18 protein-coding genes are annotated in these 15,764 nt (G+C 66.8%); 9 read left to right on the top strand and 9 right to left on the bottom strand.

Going from position 1 to position 15,764, the window contains the following annotated elements; translation table 11 throughout:
• On the bottom strand, positions 1-1,056 hold a 1,056-nt coding region (locus AO684_RS05240), incomplete at its 3' end, for a hypothetical protein (RefSeq protein ID WP_054301689.1).
• A gap of 99 nt (positions 1,057-1,155) precedes the next feature.
• Here AO684_RS05240 and AO684_RS05235 point away from each other — a divergent pair.
• Positions 1,156-1,710 carry a TIGR00730 family Rossman fold protein gene (locus AO684_RS05235; RefSeq protein WP_054301688.1) on the top strand — a complete coding sequence of 185 codons (555 nt, stop codon included), beginning with the start codon at positions 1,156-1,158 and terminating at the stop codon, positions 1,708-1,710.
• On the opposite strand, the gene rarD is transcribed toward AO684_RS05235, so the two are convergent.
• The 8 genes from rarD to AO684_RS05195 form a co-directional block, all read right to left on the bottom strand.
• Positions 1,647-2,579 (bottom strand): EamA family transporter RarD, encoded by a 933-nt coding sequence (gene rarD / locus AO684_RS05230; protein WP_054301687.1) that lies wholly within the window; start codon positions 2,577-2,579, stop codon positions 1,647-1,649. The two genes, AO684_RS05235 and rarD, sit on opposite strands and share 64 nt — an antisense overlap.
• 57 nt (positions 2,580-2,636) lie before the next feature.
• Entirely contained in the window at positions 2,637-3,365 is a 729-nt protein-coding gene (locus AO684_RS05225; RefSeq protein WP_235451214.1) for an RES family NAD+ phosphorylase, read from the bottom strand.
• Positions 3,335-3,748, bottom strand: coding sequence for an MbcA/ParS/Xre antitoxin family protein (locus tag AO684_RS05220; RefSeq protein ID WP_054301685.1), 414 nt, complete (start codon positions 3,746-3,748; stop codon positions 3,335-3,337). Before AO684_RS05220 ends, AO684_RS05225 begins: the two co-directional genes overlap by 31 nt.
• Positions 3,749-3,805: 57 nt before the next feature.
• Positions 3,806-4,057, bottom strand: coding sequence for a hypothetical protein (locus tag AO684_RS05215; RefSeq protein ID WP_054301684.1), 252 nt, complete (start codon positions 4,055-4,057; stop codon positions 3,806-3,808).
• Positions 4,058-4,196: 139 nt separating this feature from the next.
• Positions 4,197-4,814 carry an inner membrane-spanning protein YciB gene (locus tag AO684_RS05210; RefSeq protein ID WP_054301683.1) on the bottom strand — a complete coding sequence of 206 codons (618 nt, stop codon included), beginning with the start codon at positions 4,812-4,814 and terminating at the stop codon, positions 4,197-4,199.
• Complete coding sequence (locus tag AO684_RS05205; protein ID WP_054301682.1) at positions 4,811-5,710, bottom strand: EamA family transporter; 900 nt, start codon at positions 5,708-5,710, stop codon at positions 4,811-4,813. Before AO684_RS05205 ends, AO684_RS05210 begins: the two co-directional genes overlap by 4 nt.
• A 112-nt stretch (positions 5,711-5,822) precedes the next feature.
• Entirely contained in the window at positions 5,823-6,809 is a 987-nt protein-coding gene (gene ftsY, locus AO684_RS05200; RefSeq protein WP_054301681.1) for a signal recognition particle-docking protein FtsY, read from the bottom strand.
• A 68-nt stretch (positions 6,810-6,877) separates the two neighbouring features.
• Entirely contained in the window at positions 6,878-7,486 is a 609-nt protein-coding gene (locus AO684_RS05195) for a lysoplasmalogenase (protein ID WP_161805988.1), read from the bottom strand.
• Positions 7,487-7,675: 189 nt separating this feature from the next.
• On the opposite strand from AO684_RS05195, the gene AO684_RS05190 reads away from it, so the two are divergent.
• The 8 genes from AO684_RS05190 to AO684_RS05155 all read left to right on the top strand — a co-directional run.
• Entirely contained in the window at positions 7,676-8,128 is a 453-nt protein-coding gene (locus AO684_RS05190; RefSeq protein WP_054301679.1) for an Lrp/AsnC family transcriptional regulator, read from the top strand.
• Complete coding sequence (locus tag AO684_RS05185; protein ID WP_054301678.1) at positions 8,128-8,736, top strand: LysE family translocator; 609 nt, start codon at positions 8,128-8,130, stop codon at positions 8,734-8,736. The genes AO684_RS05190 and AO684_RS05185 overlap by 1 nt, the downstream gene beginning before the upstream one ends.
• 68 nt (positions 8,737-8,804) lie before the next feature.
• Positions 8,805-9,893, top strand: coding sequence for an alkane 1-monooxygenase (locus AO684_RS05180; RefSeq protein ID WP_235451213.1), 1,089 nt, complete (start codon positions 8,805-8,807; stop codon positions 9,891-9,893).
• A gap of 47 nt (positions 9,894-9,940) precedes the next feature.
• Positions 9,941-10,354, top strand: coding sequence for a hypothetical protein (locus AO684_RS05175; protein ID WP_054301677.1), 414 nt, complete (start codon positions 9,941-9,943; stop codon positions 10,352-10,354).
• A 254-nt stretch (positions 10,355-10,608) separates the two neighbouring features.
• On the top strand, positions 10,609-11,553 hold the full coding sequence (locus AO684_RS05170; RefSeq protein WP_054301676.1) for a substrate-binding domain-containing protein: 945 nt from the start codon (positions 10,609-10,611) through the stop codon (positions 11,551-11,553).
• Between the two features lie 51 nt (positions 11,554-11,604).
• Positions 11,605-13,134 carry a sugar ABC transporter ATP-binding protein gene (locus tag AO684_RS05165; RefSeq protein ID WP_054301675.1) on the top strand — a complete coding sequence of 510 codons (1,530 nt, stop codon included), beginning with the start codon at positions 11,605-11,607 and terminating at the stop codon, positions 13,132-13,134.
• The gene (locus AO684_RS05160) at positions 13,124-14,116 is read left to right on the top strand and encodes an ABC transporter permease (RefSeq protein WP_054301674.1); all 993 of its coding nucleotides are present in this window, start codon (positions 13,124-13,126) and stop codon (positions 14,114-14,116) included. The genes AO684_RS05165 and AO684_RS05160 overlap by 11 nt, the downstream gene beginning before the upstream one ends.
• Before the next feature lie 21 nt (positions 14,117-14,137).
• On the top strand, positions 14,138-15,764 hold a 1,627-nt coding region (locus AO684_RS05155), incomplete at its 3' end, for a dihydroxyacetone kinase family protein (protein ID WP_235451212.1).

Genomic DNA, 15,764 nt, shown 5'->3' with positions numbered 1-15,764 from the left:
CGCCAGCGCGGTCACTGTCGCCGGAACCTTTGCCGGGCCCTGTGCTGCTGGCGCGGGGCTGCCTGCGCCAGGCGGGACCGTGCGCACGGCGCGCGGCTTCATCGCGGCGGCCAAAGCCTCGGGCGCCTCTCGCAGGAAGGGCGTTTCGGATCGCGCCGTCACCTTGCCGTCACCGCCAACCTGATCGGCCCGCAGGGTGTAAAGCCGGGGCGCCACGCCCTGCAACTTTGTCACCCAGCCGCCGGTCGCGCCAACCGGGGCCTCACCGGCCAGCGCATTGTCGAGGTAAAGCCGCACCAGCGCCCCCGGCGTGCCGGAGCCTGCAAGCTGCACCGCGCCATCCGGCGTATAGGTAATGGCCGCAATGGTGACGCCTGATCCGGCGCCCGCCCCCTGCAAGACCTGCGCCCCGCTGTCATCCACCAGAATCGCCGTCGGCGCCACGGCGGTTGCAGTTGCCTCGCTGGCCACGACCGGAGCTTCAGTCGGGGTTGCAGCGGGTGCGGCACTTTCCGGCTCTGCCGGAGTGGCAGCCGCCACGGCCTCGGGTGCCGCGACCGGCGCAACCGCCACCGATTGCTGCGACGGCAGTTCTCCCGCCGCCCCATGCGCCAGCAACGTCATCAGACGCGGATCGGCCGAAGGCGGCAAGTCGAACAGCGCCACGAAATTGCCGGTGGCATCGGCATCGGCCCGCGCCACTTCGGCCCCGTCCACCAGAATGGCGACCGAGGCTCCCGGCTCGGCCCGCCCTGCAACCACTGCCGCGCCTTCAGGCGTGATGCGCAACGTATCGAAAGCAGGCGGTTCAACCACCGCCACCGGCGCGGCCTCAGCAGGAGCAGCCGCCGCCCCAGGCGCCGCCTCCGGTGTGGCCGGGGCGGCGCTTTCCGCAGGTGCAGCCTGTGGTGCCGCAGCGGGTGCTTCGCTGACCAATGCCGCCGGCGCCACCGGCGCCGCCGGGCGCTGCGCATACCACAGGATCGCCCCTACGGCGACCGCCCCCGCGGCCAGCCCGGCCACCATGGCCGGGTTCAGCCCTTGCTTGTCGGACATCCCTTATCCCCTTCCCGGCGCAGGTTGTTCCGGCGCCGCTTCCTTTCGCTCAGGAACCCCGATACACGGTCAAAAGGCAACAGTTTTCCGAGGTCCGCGATGCCCAGCACCCCTTCCGTCTGTGTCTTTTGCGGCTCGCGCCCCGGCCGGAACCCGGCCCATGCCGAGGCTGCGCGTGCCACCGGCGCGATGCTGGCGGCCGAGGGCTGGCGGCTTGTCTATGGTGCGGGGGATGTGGGCCTGATGGGCGAGGTCGCGCGCGCCGCACAGGCGGCGGGCGCCATGACACTGGGTGTGATCCCGACCCATCTGATGAAACGCGAAGTCGGCAAGCGCGACCTGACACAGCTGGTGATTACCGAGAACATGCATGAGCGTAAGAAGGTCATGTTCATGAACTCCGACGCCATCGTGGTGCTGCCGGGCGGTGCCGGCTCGCTGGACGAGTTTTTCGAGGTGCTGACCTGGGCGCAGATCGGGTTGCACCGCAAACCGATCTTCCTGCTGGATGTGGCGGGCTACTGGCAGCCGCTGGTGGCGCTTGTCGATCACACCATTGCCGAAGGTTTCGCCGACCCCGGCCTGCGCGCTCACTTCACCACGGAGGCCGATGTGCCCGGGCTGACCGCCGCCCTGCGCGCCGCCCTGTCCTGACGGAACCCCTCCAGCGTATAAAGCGCAAGGCCCGCCCAGATCAGCCCGAAGGCGATGGCATGCCAGCGGCCGAAAGGTTCGGCGAAGATCAGCGTCGCGGTCAGGAATTGCAGCGTGGGGTTGATATACTGGATCAGCCCCACCGTCGCCAGCCGCACCCGTGCCGTCGCATAGGTGAACAGCATCAGAGGACTGGCGGTCAGCGCGCCAGAAAGCACCAGAAGCCCCGCCGTTCCGGTTGTGTCGAAGAAATGGCCACGCCCTGCCTCCGGCCCGTTTCCGGTGGCGATTAGCCCCAGCCAGATCAGCGACAGCGGCACCAGCACCAGAACCTCTGCCGTGACCGAAGGCACCGGCGGCGCGGCCAGCCGCTTCTTCAGCAAGCCGTAAAGCCCGAAGCTACAGGCGATGGCCAGCGCGATCCAGGGCGCGACGCCAAGTCCCCAGGTCAGCACCACCACGGCCCCCCCGGCCAGCGCCACTGCCACGCCCTGCCCGCGCGTCAGCCGTTCGCCAAAGGCCAGCACGCCCAGAGCGACCGAAACCAAGGGGAAGATATAATAGCCCAGTGCCGCCTCGATCACATGGCCCGCCTGCACCGAGAAGATGAACAGGAACCAGTTGAACGAGATCAGCCCCGCCGCCAGCGTGATCGCCGCCAGCCGCCTGCCCCGCAGCAATGGGCGCAGTGCGCCCATGCGCCCGGTCACGGCCAGCACCACGAGGAAGATCACCGCCGACCAGAGGGTGCGATGGGCCAGCACCTCAAGCGGCGGCACCTGCACCAGCAGCTTGTAGTAAAGCGGTGCCGTGCCCCACAGCAGGCAGGCCATCACCATGGCCAGAATGCCCTTGCTTCGTTCCGTCATGGCGCCCCCCTGTGTTCGGGCCCCTTTCTGGCGCAAGGCGCGGGCGGGCGGAAGGGGCTATGCGGGGTCGGAGACCGCCAGAACGGTGTCGCCGTCAAGCCGGTGAACGTAATCCACCCGCGCGCCGTTCCAGTGATAACGGTAATGCGACCCCTGCACCGGGATCGGCACCAAATCGGGCCAGAACAGCCCGATGCAGGCGCCCTCGGGGTGGCGCACACTGGTCCAGACCAGCCCGTCACTGCCGGCCGCGCGCAGGCTGGCCCCCGCCTGCTGCGAGGCGCCATAATCCGAAACATGCCGCGCGCCCGGCACCGCATCCATATCATGCAGATCACGGTCAACCCTGCCGATCAGCGCGCGGAAATCAGCGGTCCATCCCTCCGGCTCGGCTGTGGCCGACATGAAGCGGCTGTGATGATGGATGGTCTCGGCCAGCGCCACTTCCTCACGGTCCCCGGCATAGTAGATGCCATAGCTGCCATCGGTGAACCGCCCCGGCCGCGCGATGGAACAATGCACGAAGGGCGCCATGACGAGGCTTGCCCCCGGCCCCGCGACCCGGCGCGCGGGCGGCACCTTGCCCAGATCACCGATTTCATTGCGGATGCGCGGGTTGGTCTTGGCCTCCACCGCCGCCAGCGCCTCCCAGTCGCGGGGGTCGGCAATGTCCTCGAACAGATCAACCGGCGGATAGATCGAGCGGATGATGCGCCATGTCTGCGGCCAGTCCACCCGACGCAGGACAGCGCCGCTCACCATGCGCCGCGCTCGGCGTCCAGCCATTCACGCATCAGCGCCAGATCCGACAATTCCCCGCGCAGCATGAGATCAAGCGCCGACAGGCCGTCGAAAGCCGCGTTCGGCTTGCGCAGCCAGGCGTAGCCGCGCGCGGGGTCGCGGAACAGGTAACGCAGACCTTTATGAATACCCATCAGATGCGCCATCCGCATCCGCAGATCACGGTCGATCCGCCCGGCCTCGCCCTCTTTCCAGCGCGCCCAGGTGCGGGCCGCCATGCCGCCCAGCAGCACCCGCGCCTCGGCATCCGAAAGGGCCCATGCCCGGAACAGGTTGACCGTGGCACGGGCCAGCGCACCGGCCTCGGCCTCGGTAATGACCGGCGAGTCGCTGCGCGCCGGGGTGGTGGTGATCGGTTGAAGCTGCATCGCATCCTCCATCTGGCATAGATATAGCATCTATTTGCCAAATGGCAACGGATGCGATCAGGCCAGCATCGGCGCCGGGCCGCGGCAGAGCAGCGTCACGCAGGTTTCCGCGCCGCGCATCTCGATCCGCGCCAGTTCCAGCGGGCGACGATCCAGCGTGCCGCCGTAAACCTCGATGGTGCCCGCGCCATGGAACGCCGCATCCAGCAGCGACAGCATCGCCTCCCCCTGCAACACCGCCTCCACGCCACCCGCCACCGCCTTCATGCGCAGCGGATTGACCTGCCGGTTGCCGATGATGAGCTGCATAAGCGAATCCCCCTGCCTGCCGCGCCCGGTTTTTCCGGGCCGTTGACAAAGGCTTAGGCGGATTCGGGGGTTTGAGTCCGGCCAGTTTTCCACAGGCCGGGGCGGATTCCTGTGGGCGGAATCGGTATGTCGGGCGGGATTAATCCTCGCCCTTCTCCTCAATAGCGTAGGTCTGGAACAGCCGCGCCTGAGTCATGAAAAAGGCGAACAGCGCCAGCGGCAGGCCGAAGGTCTTGAACTGCACCCAATGTTCCGTGCTGGTGAGCCGCCAGACCGCCTCGTTCGCGACCGCCAGTGCAAGGAAGAACCACATCACCCGCTTGGTGAGGATCATCCAGCCCTCGGGGCGCATTGGCAGCGCCTCGCCCATCACCGCGCCCAGCCAGCTTTGCCCGCGCAAGAGGCCCAGACCCAGCGCGCCCGCGAACAGCAGGTAAATCATCGTGGGCTTCATCTTGAAAAAACGTTCGTCCTGCAACCAGACCGACAGGCCACCGAACACCACCACCAGAACCAGCGTCACGATCTGCATCTTCGACAGCTTGCCGGTCAGCCACCAGGAGAGCCCGGTGGTGAGGATCATCAGCGGGATGAAGGCGGCAGTAACCACCAGAAAGCCGGTATATTCGCCCCCGCCGATAAGGAAGGTCTGATCCTTCAGCCGCATATAGGCGACAAAGAACACCAGCAGAGGCCCGTATTCCAGAACGGGCTTCAGCCAGCCCGGGGCTTTCTTGCCGTTTTGCATCTCGGTCATCCGGTAAACTCCACCATGACGGCCCCGGCGGCGATCACCGCCATGAGCAGGAATTGCATGCGTCCCACCTTTTCACCCAGGACCAACCAGCCGATCAGGGCGGCGAAAACGGTCGAGGTTTCGCGCAGCACCGCCGCCTCGCCCACCTTGTCGAGCCGTGTGGCGAGCATGATGGCGCCGAAGCTGAAATAGGCGACGATAGCGCCCATGACACCCCGTTTCAGCAGAGGCAGCACCTCGGTCCGGGTCAGCCCCCGCCAGCGACGGAAGGTCAGGACCGGCATCAGGAAACTGTCGATCAGGAAGAACCACGCGAGGAAGGTGAACGGATCGGCGGTGGCGCGGATGCCATAGGCATCGTAAGTGGTATAGGCTGCAACGAAGCCGCCTGTGGCGAAGGCAAGCCACAGCGCCGGGATCATCGTCGCGCGCTGCGCTGTGACATGGGCCAGGTTCCACAGCGCCAGCCCGAAGATCCCGCCCGACAGCATCAGCACGCCCAGCCACTGCCCCGGCGCGAAATGCTCGCCAAAGACCAGTCCGGCACCGATAACGGTGAACAGCGGCCCGGTGCCGCGCACCACCGGATAGACTACGGTATAGGCGCCACGCGAATAGGTCATTGCCTGCAAGAGTTTGTAGCCCGCATGGATGACAAAGGCGCCCGCGAAGATCGGCCACATATGCGGCTCGGGCCATGGCACGACAAACAGCGCGAAGGGCAACGCGATGACGCCATAGCTGGCGTCGATGGCAGCGCGGGCGAGCCAGGGATCGTGCCGCCCCTTCTGCAAGGCGCCGAACAGCGCATGCAGGACAGCGGCCATCAGCGCCAGCGCCAGCGCGAGGTCATGCCCGGCTTCGGTGCCTTCAAGGCTGAGGAGCCAGTCACTCATGCCCGGTGCCTGCGCGGGATGTCAGCCGCGACGGGGGGCCGTCTGCCCCCCGCGCCGCCCCCTTGCGGGGCGGCCCCCCGAGGATATTTGCAAACAGATGAAGGCAAGAGGGTTACTCGGGCAGGCCTACGAGGGCGCGGGCGAAATCTTCGGGATCAAACGGGGCAAGGTCGTCGATCTGTTCGCCCACCCCGATGGCATGGATCGGCAGGCCGAACTTGTCGGCGAGGCTGACCAGCACACCGCCCTTGGCGGTGCCGTCCAGTTTCGTCATCACGAGGCCCGAGACATCGGCGATCTTGCGGAAGATCTCCACCTGCATCACCGCGTTCTGGCCGGTGGTGGCGTCCAGCACCAGCAGCGTGTTGTGCGGCGCGGTCTCGTCCTTCTTGCGGATGACGCGGACGATCTTGGCCAGTTCCTCCATCAGGTCGGCGCGGTTTTGCAGGCGGCCCGCAGTATCGATCAGCAGCAGGTCGGCGCCATCAGCCTGCGCGCGGGTCAGCGCGTCGAAGGCAAGGCTCGCGGGGTCAGAGCCTTCCGGCGCGGTCAGCACCGGAACACCGGCACGGGTGCCCCAGATCTGCAACTGTTCCACCGCCGCGGCACGGAACGTATCGCCCGCCGCGATAACCACCGATTTTCCGGCGGCCTTGAATTGCGAGGCGAGCTTGCCAATGGTCGTGGTCTTGCCCGAGCCATTGACGCCGACCACCAGCACCACCTGCGGGCGTTTGGCATAGACCGGCAGCGGACGGGCGACGGGTTCCATGATGCGTGCAACTTCGGCGGCGAGGGCGCGTTTCAGCTCCGTCGCGCCGATCTTGCGGCCCATCCGCCCCTCGGCGATGTTGGCCGCGACGCGGGTCGCTGTATCGACGCCCATATCGGCCTCGATCAGCAGTTCCTCCAGGCTTTCCAGCATCGCGTCATCCATGACGCGGCGCGGCTCCTCCGGCTCGCGGCCGGTCAGCCGGTCCAGCAGGCCGGGTTTCGCCGCCACCGGGGCCTCATCCTCGCTCACCAGCGCATCAAGGCTGCCCGCGATCTTGTCGGAGGACCGGAACATCCGGTCTTTGAGTTTCTTGAAGAAGGACATGGCCGCTCCGGGCTGGTTGCCTTTTTCACCTAGTCAATTCAGGCGCCGGATGGAAGGGGCGTGGCGCCTCAGGGCAGAAGCGCCCAAAGGATCAGCGCCTGACCGCCCCAGTAGGCGGGCCACAGCGCACAGGACAACAGGCGGCGACGGGCTGGCGCGCTGATCACGAAAATCTCCAGCGCCAGCATCAGGTCGGAAGCCACGAACAGCGCGGCACCAAGGCGCAGCAGCGGTTCGGGCCGGGCAGCGGCCAGGGTGGCCATGGCGCAGATCACCAGCACATAGCCGCGCACCGGCCAGCGCAGCGCGCCCGTGTGCGGGGCCAGCCACGCTTCGGTCGAGGCGGCCAGCAAGCCGAGCGCGATCAGCACCGGCCAGCCCGGCATCCCCGCCCCGAAAGCCAGCGCATAGGCCAGATGCCCGGCGGCGAAGGCGGCCATGCCGCCCAGAAAGGCGCCCTCGCCCTGTCGTGACAGCAGGAAATCCCCCACAGCGCCCAGCGCGAGCCCCACCACGACCGGCGCGGGGGCGCCTCCGGTCAGGCCGGCCAGCGCCAGACAGGCCACCGAGGCGGTCTTGACGGTCGAGCGCGCCGCCGAAGTCGTTCGGGATGCGGCCCAGCGCAGGCCGTAAAGCAGCGCGCAGGCTGCGGCGAAAAGCAGGAATACCCATGTCATCGCCCGATTGTGGCGCTTGTCCCGCAGGGCGCCAAGCATGACGTTGCGGCGACGTCGCATTCGGTTAATACGCTATTTCGCCGCATATTATGCGGCGAACCAACTTATCTGCCAAAATTTGCATTGACTCCACATGGGTGTCCGCACATATTTCGAAAAATTCACAACCAAGCAGAACATCATCCGGACATGGACGAGACAGACCGCAAGATCATCGAACTTCTGGCAGAGGATTCCCGCCGCGCGCTTGCCGATATCGGCGCCGTGGTGGGGCTGGCGCCGTCCAGCGTGAATGAACGCATCCGCAGGCTCACCGCCTCGGGCGCGATCCGCCGCTTCACCGTCGACACCGACCCCGCCGCGCTGGGGTTGCCGATGCTGGTCTATCTGTGGCTCGCCCTGCGCGAAGATGCCGACGAAGCGGCCTTTCGCCGTTTCGCCGCCAGCCATCGGCGCGTTCTGGAATGCCATCATGTAACGGGCGCCTGGTCCTATCTCGTCAAGCTGCGGGTCGGGGCGGTGACCGAGATCGAGAGCGTTCTGGCCGAGCTGAAGGCGGGCCGGTTTCTGGGGCGCAGCGAGACGGTGATTGTACTGTCCTCTGCCGTCGGCGGGCCGCATGTTCCGGCACCGGGTGTGTGATGGAAGTCGCGCTTTTCCTCAAAAGCCTTGTGCTGGGTCTTGCGATTGCCGCGCCACTTGGCCCCATCGGGGCGCTGTGCATCAACCGGGTGCTGGAGCGCGGCTTCTGGGCCGGGGTCGCGGGCGGGCTGGGCACCGGCCTCGCCGATGCGGCCTATGCGACACTGGCGGCGCTTGGCTTTGCGGCCTTTTCCGATTTGCTGGCGCGGATCGACCTGCCGTTGCGGCTGGTTGGCGGGATCTTCATGCTGTGGCTGGGCTGGCGAAGCCTGCGCCCCGGACCACCTCGCGCAGCGGCCCGCGTCTCGGCCCGTGACCTTCTGGGCACCACCATCGCCACATTCCTGCTGACCGTGACGAATCCCATGACCATCTTGTCCTTTGCCGCACTCTTTGCGGGGCTGGGGCTGGCCTCGGGCAAGGGTGGCAGCTTTCCCGTCGTTGCGGGGGTCTTTGCAGGGTCGATGTTGTGGTGGGTGGTACTGAGTGGCGGCGTCGCTCTGGCACGCCACCGTCTGCCGCCGGGCTTTGCCCTCTGGGTCGCGCAGCTTTCCGGGGCGGTGCTGATCGGCTTCGGCCTCTGGGCACTGGGATCGGTCTTCGCCTGAACCACGCGGCAGCCGGTCGCAGTGCGGGGGCTTTGCCCGGCCCGGCCGCGTGCTAAGGTGGCGCCATGATGCAGGTGCCCCCCCGTTTCCTTCCGCTGCCGCGCATGGCGCTGTTCGCCACTGCCGCGACCACCCCCTTCCTTCTGCTGGGCCTCGGGGTCTGGGCCGGAGGCGGTTGGGTCTGGCTGGGGCTGGGCTATATGGCGGGGCTGACCGCACTTCTGGACCGGCTGACCCCCTGGGTCGCCCCGGATGCGCCGGAAGGAGCGGAGTTTCCCGCCGCCGATCGCCTGCTGGCCCTGATCGGTACCGCGCATCTTCTGGCCTTTCCGCTGGCGGTCTGGGCGATTGCGGGCGACAGCGGATTGCCGCTCTGGGCAAGGATTGCACTGTTTCTGGGGTTCGGCCAGTTGTTCGGTCAGGTCTCGAACCCCGCCGCGCACGAACTGATCCATCGCGGCGACCGGCGGCTGTTCCGGCTGGGAATGGCAGTTTATGTCACCCTGCTGAATGGGCATCACACCTCGGCACACCGGCTGGTGCATCACCGGCATGTCGCGACACCGGAAGATCCGAACTCGGCCCGCGACGACGAGAGTTTCTACCAATTCCTGCCACGCGCCTATTTCGGCAGCTTCCGCGCCGGTCTGCGCGCCGAAACCGCGCGGTGGAAACAGACGGGTGGGCTCAACCCCTATGTGATCTATGTCGCGGGCGGTCTTGCCTGCCTCGGGCTGGGCGCCGTTCTGGCGGGCTGGGCCGGGCTTTTGGTCTGGCTGCTGCTTGCAGGTTACGCCACCGCGCAACTGATGCTGTCGGATTATGTCCAGCATTACGGTCTGCGCCGCCGCCTGCTGCCCGATGGCCGGCCGGAGCCGGTGGGGCCACGCCATAGCTGGAATGCCCCGCACTGGTTTTCGTCGGGCGTCATGCTGAACGCACCGCGCCATTCCGATCATCATGCCCATCCCGCGCGTCCCTATCCCGCGCTGCGACTGCCCGAGCCGGACGAAGCACCGTGGCTTCCGTATTCGCTGCCGGTTTGCGGGGCCATCGCGCTGATGCCGCGCCGCTGGCGGCGGATGATGAAGCCCCGTCTGGCGCACTGGCAGGCAGCGCCAACGCATGACGATCAAGCGGGCGTGACTGGCGCCTGACGCGCCGCTCTGTCACCCTGCCCCAAATCCGCAACCCGGAGTCCCCCATGCTGCTGCCCTCCCGCCCCGCCCCTGTGCTTGCGCTGGCCCTGCTTCTGTCGCCGCTTGCTGCCGCCGCGCAAACGCCAATCACGGCGGCAGAATTCGAGGCCTATGCCACCGGCAAGACACTGACCTATGCGCAGGGCGGCACGATCTTCGGGACCGAGCAATATCTGCCGAACCGCCGTGTCCGCTGGGCCTTTACCGCGCAGGAATGCCAGGAGGGCCACTGGTACGAGGCCGACAGCCAGATCTGCTTTGTCTATGAAAGCGAGTCCGATCCTCAGTGCTGGGCCTTCTGGCAGGAGGGCGGCAGGCTGAAAGCCCGCTTTGCCGGTGATCCCGACGGCACGGAACTGACCGAGGTCGAGCAAAGCAAGACCCCGCTGGCCTGTGCGGGCCCCGATGTCGGCGTCTGATCGCAGGCTGCCCGATCCCGTGAACCGGCCCCTGCCCTGACTGATGCGCGCGGCACTTCCGGCCCCGGCGACCTGACGGTCGTGCGGGGCCTTTTCGCATGCGCCTGCCGCAGGGCGCCGACAGATGCAATCGCACGCCGGATATACTTGTAATTTTAAAAATACATATGTATTAAGTCTTGAGGCGTCAGGGAGGAACCGCGCGCCGACAGCAGGATTGCCCGACGCCGGGCTTACAATCTGGGAGGAATACCATGAAGAAACTGGCCGCCATGCTGGCCGGTGTGGCCCTTGCCATGCCGATTGCCGCCGCCGCGCAGGATGCTGCGGGCACCACCAAGAAAGACAGCTACCGTTTCCTGATCGTCCCGAAGGTGGTTCACCCCTGGTTCGACAAGGTGAACGACGGTGCGCAGATGGCCGCCGCCGCCCTGAAGGCGCAGACCGGCGCTGACGTCGAGATCGTCTATTCCGCACCGCAGACCGCCGATGTCGTGCAACAGGTGCAGATCGTGGAAAGCGCCATCTCCACCCGTCCCGACGGCATCGCCATTGACCTGCTGGACCCGGCAGGCAACCGCGGCTCGCTGGAAGCCGCGCAGGGGCAGGACATCCCACTGGTGATCTTCGACTCGGTGCCGCCCGAGGGGATGCAGATCCCCTATATCGGCTCTGATTTCTGCGAACAGGCCAAGATCGCCGCGCGCCGTCTGGTCGAGGTGCTGGGCGGCGAAGGCGAGGTCGCCATCATGATGGGCGTGCCGACCGCGCCGAACCACTCGATCCGTGCCGAATGCCACCGCGAGGTCTTTGCCGAACATCCGGGCATCAAGGTCGTGGCTGAAGGCATCGACAATGACAGCATCGAGACGGCGCAACAGCAGGCCGCTGCCATCATGCAGGCCAACCCCAATCTCAAGGGCTGGGTCGCCTCGGATGCCGCCGGTCCCATCGGCATCGGTCAGGCCATTGTCGAGGCCGGGAAGCAGGGTCAGGTCACGCTGGTCGGTCTGGATAACCTGCCCGAGATGCTCGACATGATCCGTTCGGGCGTCGCCGACAGTTCCTCGGCCTCGCAGCCGGAACTGCAAGGCTACTGGTCGGTCATGCTGCTCTGGGCACAGGCGACCGGCGCGCCGGTTCCGGGCTATCTGGATACCGGGAACGCCTTCCTCACCAAGGACAATCTGGGCAACTGAGCCACGCGCGGCCGGCAACCCGCCGGCCGCACACCAGCCGTGGGAGGAGACATGGCCTATCTCGAAGCACGCGGCCTCGGCCGTGATTTTCCGGGCGTGACCGCGCTTGACGGTGTCGACCTGTCAGTTGAACTGGGCCGCACGCATATTCTTGCGGGCGAGAATGGCGCCGGAAAATCAACGCTTGTGAAGATCCTGACCGGGGCGGATCGCGCCACACGCGGCAGCATCGCCATCGACGGGCAAAACCCGCTGGATCACCCCGACCTGTTCCGCAAGATCGCCTATGTGCCGCAGGAACTGTCGCTGTTCCCCGATGTCAGCGTGGCAGAAAACCTGTTCATGCCGTTTGACCGCACCGGCCATGGCGGGCTGGTGAACCGCCGCCGGATGGAGGCGGAAGCGCAGGAGTATCTGGATCGGTTCGGGATCGAGGCGAAACCATCCGATATGGTGCGCCATATCTCGGTCCCCGATCAGCAATTGTTGCAGATCGCCCGCGCCTCGACCAACCGTGACATGAAGGTGCTGATCCTCGACGAGCCGACTTCGGCCCTGACCGCGCGCGAGGTGGAGCGGGTGTTCAGGGTGATCCGCGGCTTTCTGGACCGCGATCATGCGATCATCTTCATCTCGCACAAGATGGAGGAAGTGTTCGGGATCGGGCAGGATTATACGGTGCTGCGCAATGGCCGGAAGGTCGATGCAGGCCGGGTAGACGAAATTGACGAAGCGGCGCTGATCCGCGCCATGTCGGGCCGCGAGGTAGCGATCGACGAACATTTCCGCCCCGATGGCCCGGTCACCGATACAATCATGCAGGTCGACAACCTGTCCGGCCCACTGTTCCGCGATGTCAGCTTCACGCTGAAACGGGGCGAGATCCTGGGTTTCGCGGGCCTTGTCGGCGCCGGAAGATCCGAACTGATGCAGACGATCTTCGGCTACCGCAAGGCCAGCGGCGGCCGTGTCCGGGTGGAAGGCCGCGACTGGCGGCTCAATGACACCGCCGCCTCGGTCGCGGGCGGGATGCTGTATCTGTCGGAAGAGCGCAAGGCGCATGGCATCTTCCCGCTGCTGTCGCTGCGCGAGAACATCGGCCTTTCGGTCCTGTCGCTGACCACCGGCGCCACCGGCATCGACAGCGGCAAGGAACGCGGTATCGTCGCCCGCGTGATCGGTGATTACGGCATCCGCGCCTCCGGCCCCGGACAGCGCATCGCCACCCTGTCGGGCGGCAATCAGCAGAAGGCCATCATCGGCCGCGCCATGGCCACGACGCCGCACATCCTGATCTTCGATGAACCGACCAAGGGCATCGACATCCGCACCAAGGCCGAAATCTACCGCATCATGAAGCGGCTGGCCGAGGAGGGCGTGGGGATCATCCTCATCTCATCGGAAATGACCGAGCTGCGCCGCTGTGCCAGCCGCATCATCACCATGCATGGCGGCCGCCTGACCGGCAGCTTCGATGCCGCCAGCACCGAGACCGAAACACTCGTCGGGGCGATCTTCGCCACCGGCACGGGGGCTGGCGGGTCCGCCCCCGAAGACGCAGAGGCTTCTCATGTCGACTGAACACTCCGCACAGACGCGCCGCCCCCCGGCGCTGACACTCCTGATGCGCAACCCGCTGGCCGGGGTTTTCGTGGCGCTTGTGGCGATCTTCGCCATCTCGGCGGTGATTTCCCCATATTTCCTGTCCGGTTACAACATGTCGGTCATCGCGCGGGGCCTTGCCTTCGTGGGGCTGGTCACCATCGCGCAATCTTCGCTGATGATCCTGGGTGAGCTTGACCTGTCGCTGGGCACCATTGGCGGCCTGTGCGGCGTGGTATCCGGCATGCTGATGGTGCAGGCGGGATTGCCCGCGCCCATGGCGCTGATCCTCGCCCTGTGCCTTGGCCTTGCGCTGGGTTTCCTGAACGGCCTGCTGGTCACCGTGCTGGGGTTGCATTCGCTGGTGCTGACCATTGGCACGGCGGGCATCTATGGCGGCGCCATCCTCGTGCTGACCAAGGGCGTCGCGATCACCGGCATTCCGGCAGAGATCCAGTTCCTTGGCCGGGGCGATCTTCTTGGCGTGCCCGTGCCCTTCCTGATCATGCTGGCGGTGCTGGCCATCGCGCTGTTTCTGTCGCTGAAGACGCCGATGGGCCGGTATATGTATGCCATCGGCAACAACCCTGCTGCCGCCCGCATGCTGGGCATCCGGGTGGACCGCATACGCCTGCTGGTCTTCACGCTGGCGGGGATGTTGTCGGCACTGGCCGGGCTGCTGATGGTGGCGCGGCTGGGCACGGCGCAGCCCTCCATCGGGCAGACCTGGGTGCTGGCCCCCATCGCCGCCGCCGTGATCGGCGGGGTTGCCACCACCGGCGGGGTAGGCTCGCCGCTGGGGGCGATCTTCGGGGCGGGGATCATCGCCATCATCGAAAACATCATCGTGCTTTTTGGCGTGTCGCCCTATTGGCAGGGCGTGGTATCCGGCGTGATCGTGGTTCTGGCGATCTCGTTCGACGCCCTGTCGCGCCGCTATCTTCGCCGCGACGGCGCCTGACCTGACGAAGTGGATATTCCCATGACTAAGACCAAGAAACTCATTAACGCGCCGGAAGACATCATCCCCCAGCTGATCGCGGGCATGGTCGCCGCCCATCCCGACATGCTGACGGTCGAAGGCCCCACCAGCCGCGCCGTGGTCGCGGTGGACGGGCCGCGCGACGGCAAGGTCGGCGTGGTGGTCGGCGGCGGCTCGGGGCATGAACCGGCCTTCGCAGGCTATGTCGGGCGCGGGCTCGCCGATGCGGCGGCGGTGGGCAATATCTTTGCCTCGCCCTCGCCCGAACAGATCCTCGATGCGGCGCGTGCCGCCGATGGCGGGGCGGGTGTGCTGCTGCTTTACGGCAATTACACCGGCGATGTGATGAACTTCACCATGGCGGCGGAAGAACTTGCTGCCGCAGGCACCCCGGTCCGGCAGGTGCAGGTGGCCGATGACGTGGCCTCGGCCCCGGTTGAACGGCGCGGGGAACGGCGGGGCATCGCGGGCGATTTCTTTGTCTTCAAGGTGGCCGGGGCTGCCGCCGATCTGGGCGAGCCGCTGGCGCGGGTCGAGGCGCTGGCGCGCAAGGCCAATGACGCCACCCTGTCGATGGGCGTGGCACTGGGGGCCTGTTCACTGCCGCAGACCGGCAAGCCGAATTTCGAGATCGGCGATGACGAAATGGAAATCGGCATGGGTCTGCATGGCGAGCCGGGCATCCGCCGCGACAAGCTGGCCCCGGCCGATCAGGTGACCGATACGCTGTTGGAGGCGATCCTGTCCGAGATGGCGCCAGCGCGGGGCGACCGGGTGGCAGTGCTGGTGAACGGGCTGGGTTCGACCTCACTGGTCGAGCTTTACATCCTCTTTGCCCGACTCAGGCAGGTGCTGGATGCGCGTGGCATCACGATCTACCGCTCCTGGGTCGGGGAATATGCGACCTCGCTGGAGATGGCGGGTGCCTCGATTACCCTGATGCGGCTCGATGATGAACTTGCCGCACTGCTGGACCACCCTTGCCGCACCCCGGCGCTGACGGTCGGCGCCATCGAGGGCACCGCCGCCAGCACGGCGCGGTCGGTCCGCAAGACCGTTACGGGGGCCGAACCTGCCGCCCGCAGCGCCCCGACGGTCGCGCTGATCCGCGATGGCGCGATCACGCCCCTGCTGTTCCGCGCCATGATGCAGCGCGCGGGGAACGATATCATCGCCGCCCGCGACTGGCTGTCGGAACTGGACGGGGTGATCGGAGACGGCGACCATGGTGTCACCATGGAAATCGGCTGGAAGGCCGTGCAGGGCGCGCTGGAAAACGCCCCTGGCGACGAAACCATCGAAGGCAGTTGCAAGCGCATGGCCAAGGCGTTTCTGGATGCGGTGGGCGCCTCCTCCGGCCCGCTTTACGCCACCGCGTTCCTGCGGGCAGGCGCGGCGGTCAGCGACCGGCAGAACCTTGACGCGGGCGCGCTGGCGGCCTGGCTTGCCGCCGCGCTGCAAGGCGTGCGCGACCGGGGCCGGGCCGAACCGGGCGACAAGACCATGATCGACGCCTGGGTGCCCGCCGTGGCCCGCGCGCAGGAGGCCTTGGCCACGGGTGCCGAACTTGCAGTGATCGAGGCCGCCCGCGATGGCGCCGAGGCGGGCATGAAGGCCACCGCCGGTC

Source organism: Gemmobacter sp. LW-1 (assembly GCF_001303875.1).
Taxonomy (GTDB): domain Bacteria; phylum Pseudomonadota; class Alphaproteobacteria; order Rhodobacterales; family Rhodobacteraceae; genus Gemmobacter; species Gemmobacter caeni.
This window is presented reverse-complemented; position numbering and strand designations above follow the sequence as displayed.

Coding starts and splice junctions, on each gene's coding strand:
- AO684_RS05165 (WP_054301675.1), top strand. CDS start 11,605: ATGGCCTATCTCGAAGCACGCGGCCTCGGCCGTGATTTTCCGGGCGTG.
- AO684_RS05190 (WP_054301679.1), top strand. CDS start 7,676: ATGGACGAGACAGACCGCAAGATCATCGAACTTCTGGCAGAGGATTCC.
- ftsY (WP_054301681.1), bottom strand. CDS start 6,809: ATGTCCTTCTTCAAGAAACTCAAAGACCGGATGTTCCGGTCCTCCGAC.
- AO684_RS05170 (WP_054301676.1), top strand. CDS start 10,609: ATGAAGAAACTGGCCGCCATGCTGGCCGGTGTGGCCCTTGCCATGCCG.
- AO684_RS05205 (WP_054301682.1), bottom strand. CDS start 5,710: ATGAGTGACTGGCTCCTCAGCCTTGAAGGCACCGAAGCCGGGCATGAC.
- AO684_RS05220 (WP_054301685.1), bottom strand. CDS start 3,748: ATGCAGCTTCAACCGATCACCACCACCCCGGCGCGCAGCGACTCGCCG.
- AO684_RS05160 (WP_054301674.1), top strand. CDS start 13,124: ATGTCGACTGAACACTCCGCACAGACGCGCCGCCCCCCGGCGCTGACA.
- AO684_RS05185 (WP_054301678.1), top strand. CDS start 8,128: ATGGAAGTCGCGCTTTTCCTCAAAAGCCTTGTGCTGGGTCTTGCGATT.
- AO684_RS05175 (WP_054301677.1), top strand. CDS start 9,941: ATGCTGCTGCCCTCCCGCCCCGCCCCTGTGCTTGCGCTGGCCCTGCTT.
- AO684_RS05195 (WP_161805988.1), bottom strand. CDS start 7,486: ATGACATGGGTATTCCTGCTTTTCGCCGCAGCCTGCGCGCTGCTTTAC.
- AO684_RS05225 (WP_235451214.1), bottom strand. CDS start 3,365: ATGGCTGGACGCCGAGCGCGGCGCATGGTGAGCGGCGCTGTCCTGCGT.
- rarD (WP_054301687.1), bottom strand. CDS start 2,579: ATGACGGAACGAAGCAAGGGCATTCTGGCCATGGTGATGGCCTGCCTG.
- AO684_RS05210 (WP_054301683.1), bottom strand. CDS start 4,814: ATGACCGAGATGCAAAACGGCAAGAAAGCCCCGGGCTGGCTGAAGCCC.
- AO684_RS05235 (WP_054301688.1), top strand. CDS start 1,156: ATGCCCAGCACCCCTTCCGTCTGTGTCTTTTGCGGCTCGCGCCCCGGC.
- AO684_RS05180 (WP_235451213.1), top strand. CDS start 8,805: ATGCAGGTGCCCCCCCGTTTCCTTCCGCTGCCGCGCATGGCGCTGTTC.
- AO684_RS05215 (WP_054301684.1), bottom strand. CDS start 4,057: ATGCAGCTCATCATCGGCAACCGGCAGGTCAATCCGCTGCGCATGAAG.